Source organism: Enterobacter sp. Taxon_8 (assembly GCF_058354585.1).
Genome location: NZ_CM177989.1, coordinates 265,595 through 281,030, shown reverse-complemented (window position 1 = coordinate 281,030; position 15,436 = coordinate 265,595). Strand labels below are relative to the sequence as shown.

The following is a 15,436-nucleotide window of genomic DNA, read 5'->3' as shown; positions in this document are numbered from 1 at the left end:
ATGAAGCGCGCATCCGGCGCTGTGCATATGGGATCTAGAATGGGGTTAAGTGTAGAGGATTTCAATGCCGGACGTTGTCGAAAAGAGCCCGGTGGTGCTGCGCTTACCGGGCCTACGGGTAATCTTTGCCGTTCTGCTGTAAACTGTGGCAAATCGTCAATTCAGCGGAATATCATTACCCATGCTCAGTTATCGCCACAGCTTCCACGCAGGCAACCACGCCGACGTCCTTAAACACACCGTTCAGAGCCTGATCATCGAATCGCTCAAAGAGAAAGAGAAGCCGTTTCTCTATCTGGACACCCACGCGGGCGCGGGCCGTTATCAGCTGAGCGGCGAGCATGCCGAGCGTACCGGTGAATATCTGGAAGGGATCGCCCGCATCTGGCAGCAGGACGACCTGCCTGCCGAGCTGGAGCCGTACATCGGCGTGGTGAATCACTTCAACCGCAACGGCCAGCTGCGTTATTACCCGGGCTCGCCGCTGATTGCCCGCCAGCTGCTGCGCGAGCAGGACAGCATCCAGTTGACCGAGCTGCACCCGAGCGACTTCCCGCTGCTGCGTTCAGAATTCCAGAAAGACAGCCGCGCCCGCGTCGAAAAAGCCGACGGCTACCAGCAGCTGAAGGCCAAACTGCCGCCGGTTTCCCGTCGCGGCCTGGTGCTCATCGACCCGCCGTACGAAATCAAAACCGACTATCAGGCGGTGGTGACGGGTATCCACGAAGGCTACAAACGCTTTGCTACCGGCACCTATGCCCTGTGGTACCCGGTGGTGCTGCGCGCGCAGATCAAACGCATGATCAAAGACCTGGAAGCGACCGGCATCCGCAAGATCCTGCAGATCGAGCTGGCGGTACGTCCGGACAGCGATCAGCGCGGTATGACCGCCTCCGGCATGATTGTAATCAACCCGCCGTGGAAGCTCGAAGCGCAGATGAACAACGTGCTGCCGTGGCTGCATAAAACGCTGGTGCCGGCGGGTACAGGCCACGCTACCGTCAGTTGGATAGTGCCGGAGTAATCGCAGCCATCGGTGGAAACTATTGATTTCAGGTATACAATCGCGGCAATTCACGATTAAGGACAAAAGCTATGACTAAGCATTATGACTATATCGCAATCGGCGGCGGCAGCGGCGGCATCGCCTCCATCAACCGCGCGGCCATGTACGGCCAGAAGTGCGCGCTGATTGAAGCCAAAGCGCTGGGCGGCACCTGCGTGAACGTGGGTTGTGTACCGAAGAAGGTGATGTGGCATGCGGCGCAGATCCGTGAAGCTATCCATATGTATGGCCCGGACTACGGCTTTGACACCACCATCAACCGCTTCGACTGGGACAAGCTGATCGCCAGCCGTACCGCGTACATCGATCGCATTCACACCTCGTACGACAACGTGCTGGGGAAAAATAACGTCGACGTTATCCACGGTTTCGCCCGCTTCGTTGATGCGAAAACGATCGAAGTGAACGGCGAGACGATCACCGCCGATCACATCCTGATCGCCACCGGCGGTCGTCCGAGCCACCCGAACATCCCGGGCGTGGAATACGGCATCGACTCCGACGGTTTCTTCGAGCTGCCAGCCCTGCCTGAGCGCGTTGCCGTGGTAGGCGCGGGATACATCGCGGTTGAACTGGCTGGCGTGATTAACGGCCTGGGCGCAGAAGCGCACCTGTTCGTACGTAAACACGCGCCGCTGCGCAGTTTTGACCCGCTGATTGTCGATACGCTGGTTGAAGTGATGAACACCGAAGGCCCAACCCTGCACACCAACGCCGTACCAAAAGCGGTGGTGAAAAACGCGGACGGAAGCCTGACCCTGGAGCTGGAAGATGGTCGCAGCCAGACCGTTGATTGCCTGATCTGGGCGATTGGCCGTGAACCGGCGAACGATAACTTCAACCTGGGCGTGACTGGCGTGAAAACCGACGAAAAAGGCTATATCGTCGTCGATAAATTCCAGAACACCAGCGTACCGGGCATTTACGCGGTCGGCGACAATACCGGTGCGGTTGAGCTGACGCCGGTCGCCGTTGCGGCGGGTCGTCGTCTCTCCGAGCGCCTGTTTAACAACAAGCCGGACGAGCATCTGGACTACAGCAACATCCCGACCGTGGTCTTCAGCCATCCGCCAATCGGCACCGTCGGCTTAACCGAGCCGCAGGCGCGCGAGCAGTACGGCGACGACCAGGTGAAAGTGTATAAATCGGCGTTCACCGCAATGTATACCGCCGTCACCTCGCACCGTCAGCCATGCCGAATGAAGCTGGTCTGCGTCGGCCCGGAAGAGAAGATTGTCGGTATCCACGGCATTGGCTTCGGCATGGATGAGATCCTGCAGGGCTTCGCCGTGGCGCTGAAGATGGGCGCAACCAAGAAAGACTTCGATAATACTGTGGCAATCCACCCGACGGCCGCGGAAGAGTTTGTGACCATGCGTTAATCCTGATGCCCCTCCCCGGAGGGGCATTTTTTTTAACATTCATAAATCGTTGCAAAACGAATGCTCCGAAAATAGTGATCTACCGCACATTTCCCTCCCCATCTACCGAAGCGAATGTCTACGCTTATAAGACGCCCGGATAAACCTGTCTTTTGAACACACAACCGGAGGTCCCTATCACCATGTTCAACCAGAAACTACAGGCTACCGAGAACATCGAGTTCGAGATTGCAGAAGAGCTGCGCTACGAGACCGATCCCTGCGAGTTGAAACTGGATGAAATGATTGAGGCGGAGCCGGAACCCGAAATGATCGAGGGGCTACCCGCCTCCGATGCGTTGACGCCCGCAGACCGCTACCTTGAACTGTTCGAACACGTGCAGTCGACGCGGCTGTTTGCGGACAGTAAAACCTTCCCCGACTGCGCGCCGAAGATGGATCCGCTGGATATCCTGATCCGCTACCGCAAGGTCAGACGCCACCGGGATTTCGACCTGCGCCAGTTTGTGGAGAACCACTTCTGGATGCCGGAAACGTACGGCACAGAATATGTCTCCGACCCGGGACTCTCCCTGAAAGAGCACATTGATAACCTGTGGCCGGTGCTGACGCGCGAGCCGCAGGATCATATTCCCTGGTCTTCCCTGCTGGCGCTGCCGCAGGCCTATATCGTCCCCGGCGGGCGCTTCAGCGAGACCTACTACTGGGATTCTTATTTCTCCATGCTGGGGCTGGCGGAGAGCGGCCGTAACGATCTGCTCAAATGTATGGCGGACAACTTCGCCTGGCTGATTGAACGCTACGGGCATATCCCCAACGGCAACCGCACCTATTATCTCAGCCGCTCACAGCCGCCGGTCTTTGCGCTGATGGTGGAGCTGTTTGAGGAGGACGGCGTGCGCGGTGCGAAACGCTATCTTGATCACCTCAAAATGGAGTACGCCTTCTGGATGGACGGTGCGGAGTCGCTGCTGCTTAATCAGGCATACCGCAGCGCCGTGCGCATGCCGGACGGTTCACTGCTCAACCGCTACTGGGATGACCGCGATACTCCGCGCGACGAATCGTGGATTGAGGACGTGGAAACCGCGCGCCACTCGGGCCGTCCTCCAAACGAGGTGTATCGCGACCTGCGCGCGGGTGCGGCTTCCGGCTGGGATTACTCGTCCCGCTGGCTGCGCGATCCGTCGCGGCTCGCCAGCATCCGCACGACGCAGTTCATCCCCATCGATCTGAACGCCTTCCTGTTCAAACTGGAAAGCGCTATCGCCAACATCTCGGCGTCGAAAGGAGATAAAGAGACGGCAGAGGAATTCCGCCAGAAAGCCAACGATCGCCGCGCGGCGGTGAACCGCTATCTGTGGGACGAGGAGAGCGGCTGTTACCGCGATTACGACTGGCGGCGCGAAGAGCTGGCGCTGTTTTCTGCCGCCAGCATCGTGCCGCTGTACGTTGGCATGGCAACTCACGAGCAGGCGGAGCGCTTGTCGGATGCAGTCAAGGCGCGTCTGCTGACCCCGGGCGGAATTCTGGCGACCGAGTACGAAACCAGCGAGCAGTGGGATAAACCCAACGGCTGGGCGCCGCTGCAGTGGATGGCGATTCAGGGATTCAAGCAGTACGGAAACGACTCGCTGGGGGATGAGATCGCCTGGAGCTGGCTGCATACGGTGAACCATTTCTACAAGACGCACCACAAGCTGATTGAGAAATACCACATCGCCAGCAGCACGCCGCGCGAAGGTGGCGGGGGTGAGTATCCGCTGCAGGACGGTTTCGGCTGGACGAACGGCGTGGTGCGGCGGCTGATTGGTTTGTATGGGGAGCCTTAAGCAGGGTGTGATCTTTTCCCCCTCGCCCCTCAGGGGAGAGGGCTGGGGTGAGGGGAAAATGTTAGCGAATCACCTCATAAATGGCGCTCTGAATAGACTGCCATTTTTTGGTGGTGGCATCCGGCTGTGACTGCGCGCGGCGTGTGGCCATGTCGAGATCGTGCTGCTGGCGTTTCACTACGGCAGGCACGGTGCAGAACGCTTTAAGATACTCTTTACGTACCGAGGTCAGAGACTCGCCGTTCGACATCGCGTGGCTGAGCGTGTTGATGAAGCGGCGACACGGCTTCTCTTCCACCATGTTTTGCCGGTAGCGTAACATCAGCTCCAGCACGTCGTCATGGCCTGCCGACATCGCCTCTTCGGTCCAGGACAGCTTCCAGTCCATACCGCCCTGCAAAAAGAGCTGGGTCACGCGGGTATCGTTGCGGTTAATAGCCGAGCGGAAATTATTCTCGTCCCAGGTCACCCCCATGCGCGTGAGCGTTTCGCGCGAGGAAGGCGTCTCACGCATTTCCTGCGGTGGAGCCGCTTCAGCCGCGCTGACGGCCGCTGGCTGCGGCTTGCTGCTGGTCACCAGCCAGAAGCCCCCTGCCACAATGGCAATCACCATAACGCCAACTGCCCCCCATAACGCACCGGAAATGAGCTGCTCGCGTTGTTCGGGGGTGCGCGGCGCGCGCTGGGTCGGCTTTTCAATAGTGTCACGGACTTCAAACAGATCCCCACCGGTAACCCGATCCATTTTCTGCGCCTTTTCCCAGAAGGTATGCAATTCACTGGCATCTACCGCCATGAATCCTGCCGGATTAACGCGCGTTCTCCCCTCTTCAAACGCGCGTTGAACGGGCCGCGCGATCTGCGCGTAGTAGTTGTCCAGCAGCTGAATTTGCGCCGAGCTTAACGTCTTCTGAACGGTGATGCTGTTGCGGATTTGCCGAATATCGTCGAGAAAGGTTTGCAGCGTTTTGCGCGGTTCAACCAGCAGCGTCAGCATGGACGGGTCGCTGAAAAGCGAAGCGTAATAGCGGCTGAACTCTTTTTTATCCACCAGCATCTGCGCCAGCTCGCTGAACATCATGCCGCTCAGGACATCGTTGATCTCGCCAAGCTTCAGCCAGCGCCTTACGCGGTCAGCGTTAAACAGGGTCTTAAGATGGTTGTTCAGCTTTACCTGATCGGGCCAGGCCTGCTGGATAAGCCCTTTAAGCATCAGCTCAATCGCGCGTACCTGCTTGTGCGCCTGCTGCTGCTGGAGTTCGCTGCCCGGTGCCAGCTCCGTGCTATAGGTCAACAGCGGCTGCTGAAGACGAAGATGTTCCAGCGCGGTCACAAACCGCATCGCCGCAATAAGCTGGTTTTCACTCACATCCTGTCCGCTTTCATACTGCGGTACGCGCTGCTGCAGCAGGCGCAGCTGGAGCGTAAATTCCGACATCTCGGCATCATTCAGGTTTAGTTTTTTCGCAACGGCTCCCCAGCCGCCCAAAGCTAATCGCGCGCTGTCGAGTTGTTCCAGAAACCAGCGTGGATCTTTGCCCTCAGAAGCATGTACATTCAGAAGGAGTAAAATTTCCACCGACGCATGGCGAATGACCGCCAGACAGTGTTCAAACTGTTCGCGAATATGGTGTGATGTGCTGAGAGTCATTGTTTTCCTTAAGCGACAACGAAGACATCAGGAATGGGCGCGAGACGCCCTTTATTCTTTTTATTTATACGCGGTTAACCATACCTGACTTTCTGTTGAAATAAAGTGACAACCCTAAAATCATTTAAAAAGTGTCAGGAGAATCTGAATGCCCGTTTTAATTACCCCTCGCCTGAACTGCTCACCTTTGCAGGAAGAAGACTGGCCCTTTTTTCTGGCGCTCCAGCAGCACCCGGACGTTATGCGCTTTGTGGCGGAAGACCGCCCCGTCGCGGCGATACGAGAGGCGTTTGATTCGCGCCTGACGCCATGGGCTCCGGGCAGCGCGCACTGGCTTTGTCTCGTCGTACGTGACACCGCCTCCCAGGCCCCGCTGGGCGTTACCGGGTATATTCATCGGGAGGAGGACTGCGCCGAAGTGGGCTTCCTTTTCGCCCCCGAGGCGCAGGGGAAAGGTTACGGCTTTGAATCCCTGAAAGCGCTTTGCGATTACGCTTTTCTTCAGGGCGGGATACGGCGACTCACCGCCACCGTAACAGCGGGAAACGCTGCTTCAAGACGCCTGCTGGAAAAAGCCCGCTTTCGCCTGGAAGGTGAATTACGTGAGAGCTATTATCTTGCGGGGCGCTGGCAAAATGACTGGCTATTTGGTTTATTACAGCAGGAATACCTGAATAATAATTCCTGACCAATAGTAATTTAGCCGATATTTCCGGACGTCGTTTCCTCTTCAGGGTCGCTATTAAGAGGAAACGAATATCAAACGTCATGCGCTGAAAATATTTTCTGCGGCCATTGCGTTAATAAAAAACATCAGGGTTTTTCTCTGGAGAAATATCGTGATGAAAATGGGTTATCGGCTATGGCTAACTGCGTTCTTTATCGCTGTCAGTGTGCAGACACATCCATATTAAGGGTTCCTTAAGAGGTTCCTTCCCCTTAAGTCCGGGCATCACAGGAACATACCGCCTGACACTTCAATACGTTGCGCATTCATCCAGCCCAGCTTATCGCTGAGCAGTGCCGCAATGGCATCACCGATATCGTCCGGTAGACCCACCCGTCCCAGCGCCGTCTGCGAGGCCAGCAACTGATTCAGCTCCGCGTTGTCGCGCACGCGTCCGCCGCCAAAGTCTGTTTCTATCGCGCCAGGCGCAATGATATTGACGGAAATGCCGCGCGCGCCCAGCTCTTTCGCCTGATAGCGCGTCAGCACTTCCATCGCCCCCTTCATGGCCGCGTAGGTCCCTGAGCCCGGCTGGGTAAAACGGGCCAGCCCGCTGGAGACGTTGAGGATACGTCCCCCGTCGTTAAGCAGCGGCAGCAGGCGCTGGGTCAGGAAGAAAGGCCCTTTGAAATGAATGTTCAACGCTTCATCAAACTGGGCTTCCGTCGTGTCGGCATAGGGTGCATATAAACCCGTCCCGGCATTGTTCAATAAATAGTCAAAGGTTTCACGCTGCCAGACGGTCCTAAGGGTTTCCTGAAGCTGTTGGGCAAAATGTTCAAATCCCGTGATATCCCCGACGTTGAGCTGTAATGCCGCTGCGTTGACGCCTTTTTGCTGAATTTCATGCACAACATCCAGCGCTTCCTGCTGGCTACGGTTGTATGTCAGGACAATTCCCGTGCCGTCTGCCGCCAGCTTTAACGCAGCGTTTTTGCCCAGACCACGGCTACCACCCGTCACTAATGCGATACGTTCACTCATCATAAACCTCGTTTTGGCTGTTAAGGAGATTGAGAAAGAGCTTATTAGGTGATAGAAAATCAATAAAGATGGGTTAAAACGCTTCACTGTTTCACCAGAAACAACAATGAGCTTCCTCTATGGATAAAATTCACGCAATGCAGTTGTTCGTCCGCGTCGCGGAACTGGAGAGTTTTTCCCGCGCGGCCGAAACATTAACTCTGCCGAAAGGCAGCGTCTCGCGGCAAATTCAGGCCCTGGAAAACCGGCTTGGCACCCAGCTATTACACCGCACCACGCGCCGCGTCAGCCTGACGCAGGACGGCATGGTCTATTACGAGCGGGCAAAAGATCTGCTGGCAAACCTTGATGAACTCGACGGTATGTTTCAGCACGATCCCTCCAGCATCAGCGGCCGGCTCCGCGTGGATATGCCCGTCGGCGTTGCTCGAAATTTGGTCATCCCCAAACTGCCTGCTTTTCTGCAGCACTATCCTGGCATTGAACTGGAGCTCAGCAGCAGCGATCGTCTGGTGGATGTGATCCGCGAAGGGTTTGATTGCGTGGTACGCGTCGGCACGCTGAAGGATTCAGGGCTGATTGCCCGTCCACTGGGCAAGCTGTCGGTGATTAACTGCGCCAGCCCGGACTATCTGGCGCGTTTTGGCTACCCGGAAACCCTGGACGATTTAGGCTCGCACGCCGTTATTCACTACACCGCTACGCTGGGAACACGCCCACAGGGCTTTGAGTTTTATAACGGCAGTACAACACAGTGGATAAAAACGGGCGGGGTCTTAACCGTCAACAGCACGGAAACTTACCAGGCTGCCTGTCTCGCCGGACTGGGCATTATTCAGGTGCCGCGGGTTGGGGTGCGCGATTTACTGCGCGCGAAGAAGCTGATTGAGATCCTCCCGCAATACCGGGCCGAACCGATGCCTGTTTCCCTGATTTATCCCCACCGGCGCAACCTCTCCCGCCGGGTCCATCTGTTCATGGAGTGGCTAACCGAACTCACAAAAGCTTACGTGGACTAGTCGCAAGCTATAATTCAATAACATCCAGCCAAACGAAAAGGAAAAGACGCGTGACGCCGGAAAACAACCCGCAACGACCCACCCAACATTTAGAGTATGAGCCCGTCAAAAAGATGGAAACCGGGCCCGAAGAGGCCAAAACGCCAGGTACCGCCAGCAAAGCGCTGGGAACCGTAACCGGCATCGCCGCGAGAATTCAGCAGTTTCCCATGATTGCGCATCTGATACGCGCGACCGAACGCTTTAATGACCGCATGGGAAACCAGTTTGGTGCCGCCATCACCTATTTTTCCTTCCTGTCTATGATACCGATCCTGATGGTGTCGTTCGCGGCAGCCGGTTTTGTCCTCGCGTCGCACCCGACGCTGCTGCAGGATATCTTCAATAAGATCCTGAATAACGTCAGTGACCCGACCCTTGCCAGTACGCTCAAAAGCACTATCAATACCGCCGTTCAGCAGCGTACCACCGTCGGCATCGTCGGCTTGCTGATTGCCCTTTACTCCGGCGTTAACTGGATGGGCAACCTGCGCGAGGCCATTCGCGCCCAGTCGCGCGACGTCTGGGAGCGTAAGCCGCAGGACCAGGAGAAAATCTGGGTCAAGTATCTCCGCGACTTTGTTTCGCTGATTGGCCTGCTGGTCGCGCTCATCGTGACGCTTTCCATTACCTCCGTGGCGGGCTCGGCGCAGCAGATGATCATCTCCGCGCTCTATCTGGATTACATCGAATGGCTGAAGCCCGCCTGGCGCGGCATTGGGCTGGCTATTTCCATCTTCGCCAACTACCTGCTGTTCTTCTGGATCTTCTGGCGCTTGCCCCGGCATCGGCCGCGCAAGAAGGCGCTGCTCCGCGGCACATTGATTGCGGCGATCGGCTTTGAGGTGATCAAAATCGTGATGACTTACACCCTGCCGTCACTGGTTAAATCCCCTTCCGGCGCGGCGTTTGGCTCGGTGCTGGGACTGATGGCCTTCTTCTACTTCTTCGCCCGCCTGACACTGTTCTGCGCGGCATGGATTGCCACCGCCGAGTACAAAGGCGACACGCGAATGCCCGGCAAAACGCACCGCTAGCCCCGCCATCGGGCTGAAATTTCAGCCCGATTCATCATTTCAGCATATAAATCCAGCCCGTAACTTTTATTTAACCGAAAACCAGTTTAATTGACTGATATTTAAAATCTGTGAAGCATTTCATAGACGTGTTTTGGCTGGTCTGAAAATTATCCGCTTTTTGCTGTTTTTATCACCGGGTCGCGGCTTTGTTACAGATTGAAATGTCGCTTTTGCTGTGCGTAATATGGCCTTTCGTTCGACAAAAATAAGAAAATATTATGCAAGCAACCGCCACCACACTCGACTCAGAAACGGAAAACGTTCCAGTAAATTCGCGCAATAAAGTCGTTGTCGCATCGCTGATTGGCACCGCCATCGAGTTCTTCGACTTCTATATTTATGCCACCGCCGCGGTCATCGTATTCCCGCACATTTTCTTCCCGCAGGGCGATCCGACGGCGGCCACGCTGCAGTCTCTGGCGACCTTTGCGATTGCGTTTGTTGCGCGTCCGATTGGCTCTGCGCTGTTTGGACACTTTGGCGATCGCATCGGCCGCAAAGTCACGCTGGTGGCCTCGCTGCTGACGATGGGGATCTCCACCGTAGCCATCGGCCTGCTGCCGACCTACGAAACCATCGGTATTCTGGCGCCGGTCCTGCTGGCGCTGGCGCGTTTTGGTCAAGGTCTGGGGCTGGGTGGTGAATGGGGCGGCGCGGCGCTGCTGGCCACCGAGAACGCCCCGGCGCGCAAGCGCGCGCTGTACGGTTCATTCCCACAGCTTGGCGCTCCGATTGGCTTCTTCTTTGCCAACGGGACGTTCCTGCTGCTCTCCTGGCTGCTGACGGATGAACAGTTCATGAGCTGGGGCTGGCGTATTCCGTTTATCTTCTCAGCCGTGCTGGTGCTGATTGGCCTGTATGTGCGTGTTTCTCTGCATGAAACGCCTGTCTTCGCGAAAGTGGCCGCGGCGAACAAGCAGGTGAAAGTGCCGCTGGGTACGCTTCTGACCAAACACGTTCGCGTGACCGTGCTGGGCACGTTTATCATGCTCGCCACCTATACGCTGTTCTACATCATGACCGTCTATTCCATGACGTTCAGTACCGCCGCCGCGCCGGTTGGGCTGGGGCTGCCGCGTAACGAAGTGCTGTGGATGCTGATGATGGCGGTGATCGGGTTTGGCGTGATGGTTCCGATTGCCGGCCTGCTGGCGGATAAATTCGGTCGTCGTGCGAGCATGATTACGATCACCACGCTGATCGTTTTGTTTGCCCTGTTCGTCTTCCCGCCGCTGCTGGGTTCAGGTAGCCCGGCGCTGGTGATGGCCTATCTGCTGATTGGCCTGAGCCTGATGGGGCTGACCTTCGGCCCGATGGGCGCGCTGCTGCCCGAGCTGTTCCCGACTGAAGTACGTTATACCGGCGCGTCGTTCTCCTATAACGTCTCGTCTATTCTGGGTGCGTCCGTTGCGCCATATATCGCCACCTGGCTGCAGGCAAACTATGGTCTGTTCTATGTGGGCGTCTATCTTGCGGCCATGGCGGCGCTGACGCTGATTGCGCTGCTGCTGACGCACGAGACGAAGCACCAGGCTCTGTAATTCACTGCGGCCTGATGCCCTCACCCCGGCCCTCTCCCACAGGGAGAGGGAGAAAGGGAGCTATTTCTTCATCTGCGACAAAATGGTCCGGCACTGATTCGCCTCGCCCTCTGACGGCGAAATCAGTGCCAGCAGCGCTGCAGCTGGGGTAACCAGCGTCGCAAGGGCCGCAGCCACGGCACCGCGCGCAATCAGCGGCCCTGGCTTCACGCCCGCCTGCGGATTTTTGAAGGTCCCGCGCACGTACAGCGGCGAGCGCAGCGTGATAATACGGATCCCCTTACTCTCCGGGTCAATCGTCAGATCAAGCTGCTCCGAAGCCATGCTGGCGGTACCGGTCACGTTAATCACCGCGTTTTCCGTGTCGAAGGCAAAAATCTGCGGGCGCGCCACGCCGTTCACCAGATCCAGATTGGCCGCCGCGCAGTTCACCCGCACCTCGTCATCGCCGAAGATTTGCCCGACGACGTAGTTACCGACGTTCAGCCCCAGGATCTCCATCAGGTTTCGGCTCACCAGTCCGTCGTTCATCAGCAGCTTCAGGTTTCCGTTGCCGCTGCCCAACAGCGCCGCCACCGAGTTCCCCACGCCGCGAATGTCGGCATCACCGTTCATTTCACCGAGGGTTTTCTGCATCAGCTCTACGTTCGGCATCAGCTCTTTCAGCTTCAATCGACGCGCCTGGATCTCCGCCCGTCCCTGCATCGGCTTCTTATCGCCTTCCAGGTGAATGTTCGAGGAAATCGTCCCACCCGCCATGCCGAACTTCAGTGGCTGAAGGCGCAGGTCGGCGTTTTTGAGGAGGATATGGGTCGAAAGATTGCTGATCGGCAGCGTACTGCCATGTTCAATTTTCCCGCCTTTGAAACGTACATCCGCATCCATTACGTTCCATTTGTCGGTTTCGAAACGATCGTAAGGCAATACTTTTCCCGCAGGCTGAACGTCCTTTTTGACCTCTTTGGACTTTGTGCCTTTGCCCGAATCCACGCCAATCAACGGACCAAGATCGGCCAGACGCAGCTGACGGGATTCAACATCCCCTTCCAGTTTCGGGCGCGGTTTTCCGGTGGTGTAGGTCAGCGTGCCGTGGATGTCGCTGTCGCCAATGCGGCCATTAAAATCCCGGTAGTCAAAAACGGACGATTTTTCGGTATCGATTTTGGCGACCAGATGCCCGTCCGTTTCGAATGGCGGGGTATCCGGCAGCAGTACGCCGGTCAGTTCATACAGCTCGCCCAGCGAATCACCGGCAAATTTAAGCTGAAGGTCAACGCCGCCCATGTTCATCGGGTCGTTAACCGTTCCCACGAACGCCACGCGGGTGTTACCGGAACGGAAGTCCGCCTGCACCGGGAACGGCGTGCCCTCGCTCCGTAGCGCCAGCATGCCGCCGATTTTCCCTTTACCGCTGAGAGGCTGATCGTTGTAGCGTCCTTTTGCCGTCAGGCCGAAGACATAGTCACCTACGCTTGCCGCGTCGCCTTTTGCTTTCGTGCCCGTGACCTCGCTAAACGGCAGCGGTTTGCCCAACGGATCGACCAGGATCTCCATATCCGCCTTGCTGACCTTATCGTCGATGGCGATCCGTCCGCGATCGAAAAGAATATTGTCGAGACGGAATGACCAGGAAGAAGGCTGGGCATTCGGATCCTTGTCGCCATCGCTGGCAAGGTTAAACGTCCAGTTGTTGGTTTTTTCTGAGAGTCGGATCAGACGCGCATCAGGCTGCTGAAGTTTGATCCACGGCAGATAAACGGTTTTGGTCAGAAGCGCTAACGGCGCTAGCGTGGCCTCCACGCGCGGCAGGTGGACCATGGTGACGTCCGGGATGTCCGGCGGGTTGCCGAGAATGATGTCGTCGGCATGGACGTGTGGCCAGGGGATCCAGCTTCGCCAGCCTGGCTCCTCTTTCTGACGCTCCCATACCACACCTAAATCACCGCGTATGGCGAAGGGGCGGTTCAGTTCGGTTGAGACTTTCTGGTTGATGGTCGGCTTGAGACGGTTCCAGTCAAACGTCGCAATAATGATGGCGACGACCACGATCAACAACAAGAAAATCCCTGCTGTCCAGGAGATTACCCTGGTTGTTCTTGTCATTTTTATCCCCTTTCCTGATGACCTGTCCTGTAAAACTATAGTCCAGACAAAGGGAAGCGGGCTTATCAGAGGGTAGTTATCACGCTATCGAGGCGATCCATGGGTACCGGTCGGGAGAGGAAATAGCCTTGCGCCGCCGCGGCAGGCGAGCTTTGCACATCACGCCACTCTTCCAGCGTTTCCACACCTTCAACAATCACGCCCTGGCAATAGCGGTTCATCAGCTGTAATAACAGCGTAAACAGATTCCGACCTTCCGGGGTCTGACGCAGCATAATGAACAGATCGCGGGCCACTTTAATGTAGTCGTAGCGCACCTCACTCAGGGCGGAGAAATTCGCCATGCCGGTGCCAAAGTCATCCAGCCACAGCGGGCCGTATTCGCATATCGAAGCAAACGAGGAATCCTGCGGCAGACGGACATGCTCCACCAGCTCAAAGCGCATCCACGGCAGGGTGGCGATCAGCTCCTGCAATTTTGCGTTCTGCCGCAGCGCCAGCAGGGTTGGGCCGTCGACGTTCACCGAGGCGAGGATATCGTGCTGTTCAAAAAAGGACTGCTTCTTCGCCAGCATGCGAAGCTGTTCTTCCAGCACATCCAGACGCTGGCGAACGGCAACTTCGGCAAAATAGCGATCCGGCGCGATGCGCTGAGTGGGGTTTGAGGGGTGCGTAACGACGGTCAAAATTTCAATTGCCATCAGTCGACCATCTGTTCGGTAGATCGGCTGATAGTTGTATGCACGCTCACATTGCAGCCAGTAGCGATGCTCCTGCAAGTTCTCAATACTTGCCTCAGGCGTAGTGCTCAGCCGCTGGATAACCTGCTCTGACTTCATTTCAGATGTCCTGTTGTTGGGATAGCCTTTCTGGACTCGTCACAGGATTATCGGCGCGACAATTGAGAACTTTATGTTCAATTCACCGGGAAAATGAAATTAAGATGACAGAAATGCGCGGGAACACGCGCTGGCTCAAATAAAATAATGGAACGTTGTTTTAATATAGTTGACCGGTTAATTCACTCAGCGCACACTGCTGATAATTCTTCTGTTCAGGTTCACGACTATGTCCAAAAAAATTGCCGTGATTGGCGAATGCATGATTGAACTGTCACAAAAAGGCGCTGAAGTCAGCCGCGGATTTGGTGGCGATACGTTAAACACGTCCGTTTATATTGCCCGCCAGGTCGCGCCTGAGGCGCTCACCGTGAACTACGTTACCGCCCTGGGAACGGACAGCTTCAGCCAGCAGATGCTGGAGGCGTGGCAGAGTGAACATGTTGAAACGTCGCTGATTCAGCGTATGGAAAACCGCCTCCCGGGACTTTATTACATCGAGACCGACAGCACCGGCGAACGCACGTTTTATTACTGGCGTAACGAAGCCGCGGCCAAATTCTGGCTGGAGAGCGACGCGGCTGCGGCCATCTGCGAAGAGCTGGCGACCTTTGACTATCTCTATCTGAGCGGGATTAGCCTTGCGATTTTAAGCCCCACCAGCCGTGAAAAGCTGCTGTCGCTGCTGCGCGAATGCCGTGCAAACGGCGGCAAGGTTATTTTCGATAACAACTACCGCCCGCGCCTGTGGGGCAGCCGCGAAGAGACGCAGCAGGTCTATCAACAGATGCTGCAGTGCACCGACATCGCCTTCCTCACGCTCGACGATGAAGACGCCCTGTGGGGTGAAAAGCCGGTTGAGGACGTAATTGCACGTACGCACGCAGCAGGCGTGAGCGAAGTGGTGATTAAGCGCGGCGCGGAGTCGTGCCTGGTCGCGATTGCGGGTGAAGCGGTGGTTGAGGTCCCTGCGGTGAAGCTGGCCAAAGAGAAAGTGATTGATACCACCGCGGCGGGTGATTCATTCAGCGCGGGCTATCTGGCGGTACGTCTGACGGGTGGAACGCCGGAAGCGGCGGCACAGCGTGGGCACCTGACGGCCAGCACGGTGATTCAGTATCGCGGGGCGATTATTCCGCGCGAGGCGATGCCAGTTTAAGTAAGGTGCGGGCTG

The 15,436-nt window shown here is 56.7% G+C and carries 12 protein-coding genes; 8 read left to right on the top strand and 4 right to left on the bottom strand.

Annotated elements, in window-relative coordinates; genetic code table 11:
- Nucleotides 1-181 precede the first annotated feature (181 nt).
- The 3 genes from AC4IBF_RS01255 to AC4IBF_RS01245 all read left to right on the top strand — a co-directional run bounded on the left by AC4IBF_RS01255 (nucleotide 182) and on the right by AC4IBF_RS01245 (nucleotide 4,280).
- The gene (locus AC4IBF_RS01255; RefSeq protein ID WP_047652937.1) at nucleotides 182-1,024 is read left to right on the top strand and encodes a 23S rRNA (adenine(2030)-N(6))-methyltransferase RlmJ; all 843 of its coding nucleotides are present in this window, start codon (nucleotides 182-184) and stop codon (nucleotides 1,022-1,024) included.
- A gap of 71 nt (nucleotides 1,025-1,095) precedes the next feature.
- Nucleotides 1,096-2,448 (top strand): glutathione-disulfide reductase, encoded by a 1,353-nt coding sequence (gorA, locus tag AC4IBF_RS01250; RefSeq protein WP_133295294.1) that lies wholly within the window; start codon nucleotides 1,096-1,098, stop codon nucleotides 2,446-2,448.
- A 182-nt stretch (nucleotides 2,449-2,630) separates the two neighbouring features.
- Entirely contained in the window at nucleotides 2,631-4,280 is a 1,650-nt protein-coding gene (locus AC4IBF_RS01245) for an alpha,alpha-trehalase (RefSeq protein WP_111963711.1), read from the top strand.
- 61 nt (nucleotides 4,281-4,341) lie between these two features.
- Here the strand turns inward: AC4IBF_RS01245 and AC4IBF_RS01240 are convergent, their stop codons facing one another.
- Nucleotides 4,342-5,931 carry an STY4199 family HEPN domain-containing protein gene (locus tag AC4IBF_RS01240; RefSeq protein ID WP_133295296.1) on the bottom strand — a complete coding sequence of 530 codons (1,590 nt, stop codon included), beginning with the start codon at nucleotides 5,929-5,931 and terminating at the stop codon, nucleotides 4,342-4,344.
- Nucleotides 5,932-6,079: 148 nt separating this feature from the next.
- Here AC4IBF_RS01240 and AC4IBF_RS01235 point away from each other — a divergent pair, with 148 nt between their 5' ends.
- Entirely contained in the window at nucleotides 6,080-6,619 is a 540-nt protein-coding gene (locus tag AC4IBF_RS01235) for a GNAT family N-acetyltransferase (RefSeq protein ID WP_136195970.1), read from the top strand.
- A gap of 264 nt (nucleotides 6,620-6,883) precedes the next feature.
- Here AC4IBF_RS01235 and AC4IBF_RS01230 read toward each other — a convergent pair whose 3' ends face one another.
- Entirely contained in the window at nucleotides 6,884-7,642 is a 759-nt protein-coding gene (locus AC4IBF_RS01230) for an SDR family NAD(P)-dependent oxidoreductase (RefSeq protein ID WP_136195983.1), read from the bottom strand.
- Between the two features lie 119 nt (nucleotides 7,643-7,761).
- Here AC4IBF_RS01230 and AC4IBF_RS01225 point away from each other — a divergent pair, with 119 nt between their 5' ends.
- The 3 genes from AC4IBF_RS01225 to AC4IBF_RS01215 all read left to right on the top strand — a co-directional run bounded on the left by AC4IBF_RS01225 (nucleotide 7,762) and on the right by AC4IBF_RS01215 (nucleotide 11,320).
- On the top strand, nucleotides 7,762-8,661 hold the full coding sequence (locus AC4IBF_RS01225) for a LysR family transcriptional regulator (protein ID WP_115876807.1): 900 nt from the start codon (nucleotides 7,762-7,764) through the stop codon (nucleotides 8,659-8,661).
- Between the two features lie 50 nt (nucleotides 8,662-8,711).
- Nucleotides 8,712-9,737: an inner membrane protein YhjD gene (gene yhjD / locus AC4IBF_RS01220; RefSeq protein WP_115876806.1), complete on the top strand. Its 1,026-nt coding sequence runs from the start codon at nucleotides 8,712-8,714 to the stop codon at nucleotides 9,735-9,737.
- A 260-nt stretch (nucleotides 9,738-9,997) separates the two neighbouring features.
- Nucleotides 9,998-11,320: an MFS transporter gene (locus AC4IBF_RS01215; RefSeq protein WP_111963705.1), complete on the top strand. Its 1,323-nt coding sequence runs from the start codon at nucleotides 9,998-10,000 to the stop codon at nucleotides 11,318-11,320.
- Nucleotides 11,321-11,380: 60 nt separating this feature from the next.
- Here the strand turns inward: AC4IBF_RS01215 and AC4IBF_RS01210 are convergent, their stop codons facing one another.
- Both AC4IBF_RS01210 and pdeH read right to left on the bottom strand, forming a co-directional pair.
- Nucleotides 11,381-13,423: an AsmA family protein gene (locus tag AC4IBF_RS01210; RefSeq protein WP_133295298.1), complete on the bottom strand. Its 2,043-nt coding sequence runs from the start codon at nucleotides 13,421-13,423 to the stop codon at nucleotides 11,381-11,383.
- Nucleotides 13,424-13,488: 65 nt separating this feature from the next.
- The gene (gene pdeH / locus AC4IBF_RS01205) at nucleotides 13,489-14,262 is read right to left on the bottom strand and encodes a cyclic-guanylate-specific phosphodiesterase (RefSeq protein WP_491463116.1); all 774 of its coding nucleotides are present in this window, start codon (nucleotides 14,260-14,262) and stop codon (nucleotides 13,489-13,491) included.
- Nucleotides 14,263-14,491: 229 nt separating this feature from the next.
- On the opposite strand from pdeH, the gene kdgK reads away from it, so the two are divergent.
- Complete coding sequence (kdgK, locus tag AC4IBF_RS01200; protein WP_127732564.1) at nucleotides 14,492-15,421, top strand: 2-dehydro-3-deoxygluconokinase; 930 nt, start codon at nucleotides 14,492-14,494, stop codon at nucleotides 15,419-15,421.
- Nucleotides 15,422-15,436: the final 15 nt, after the last annotated feature.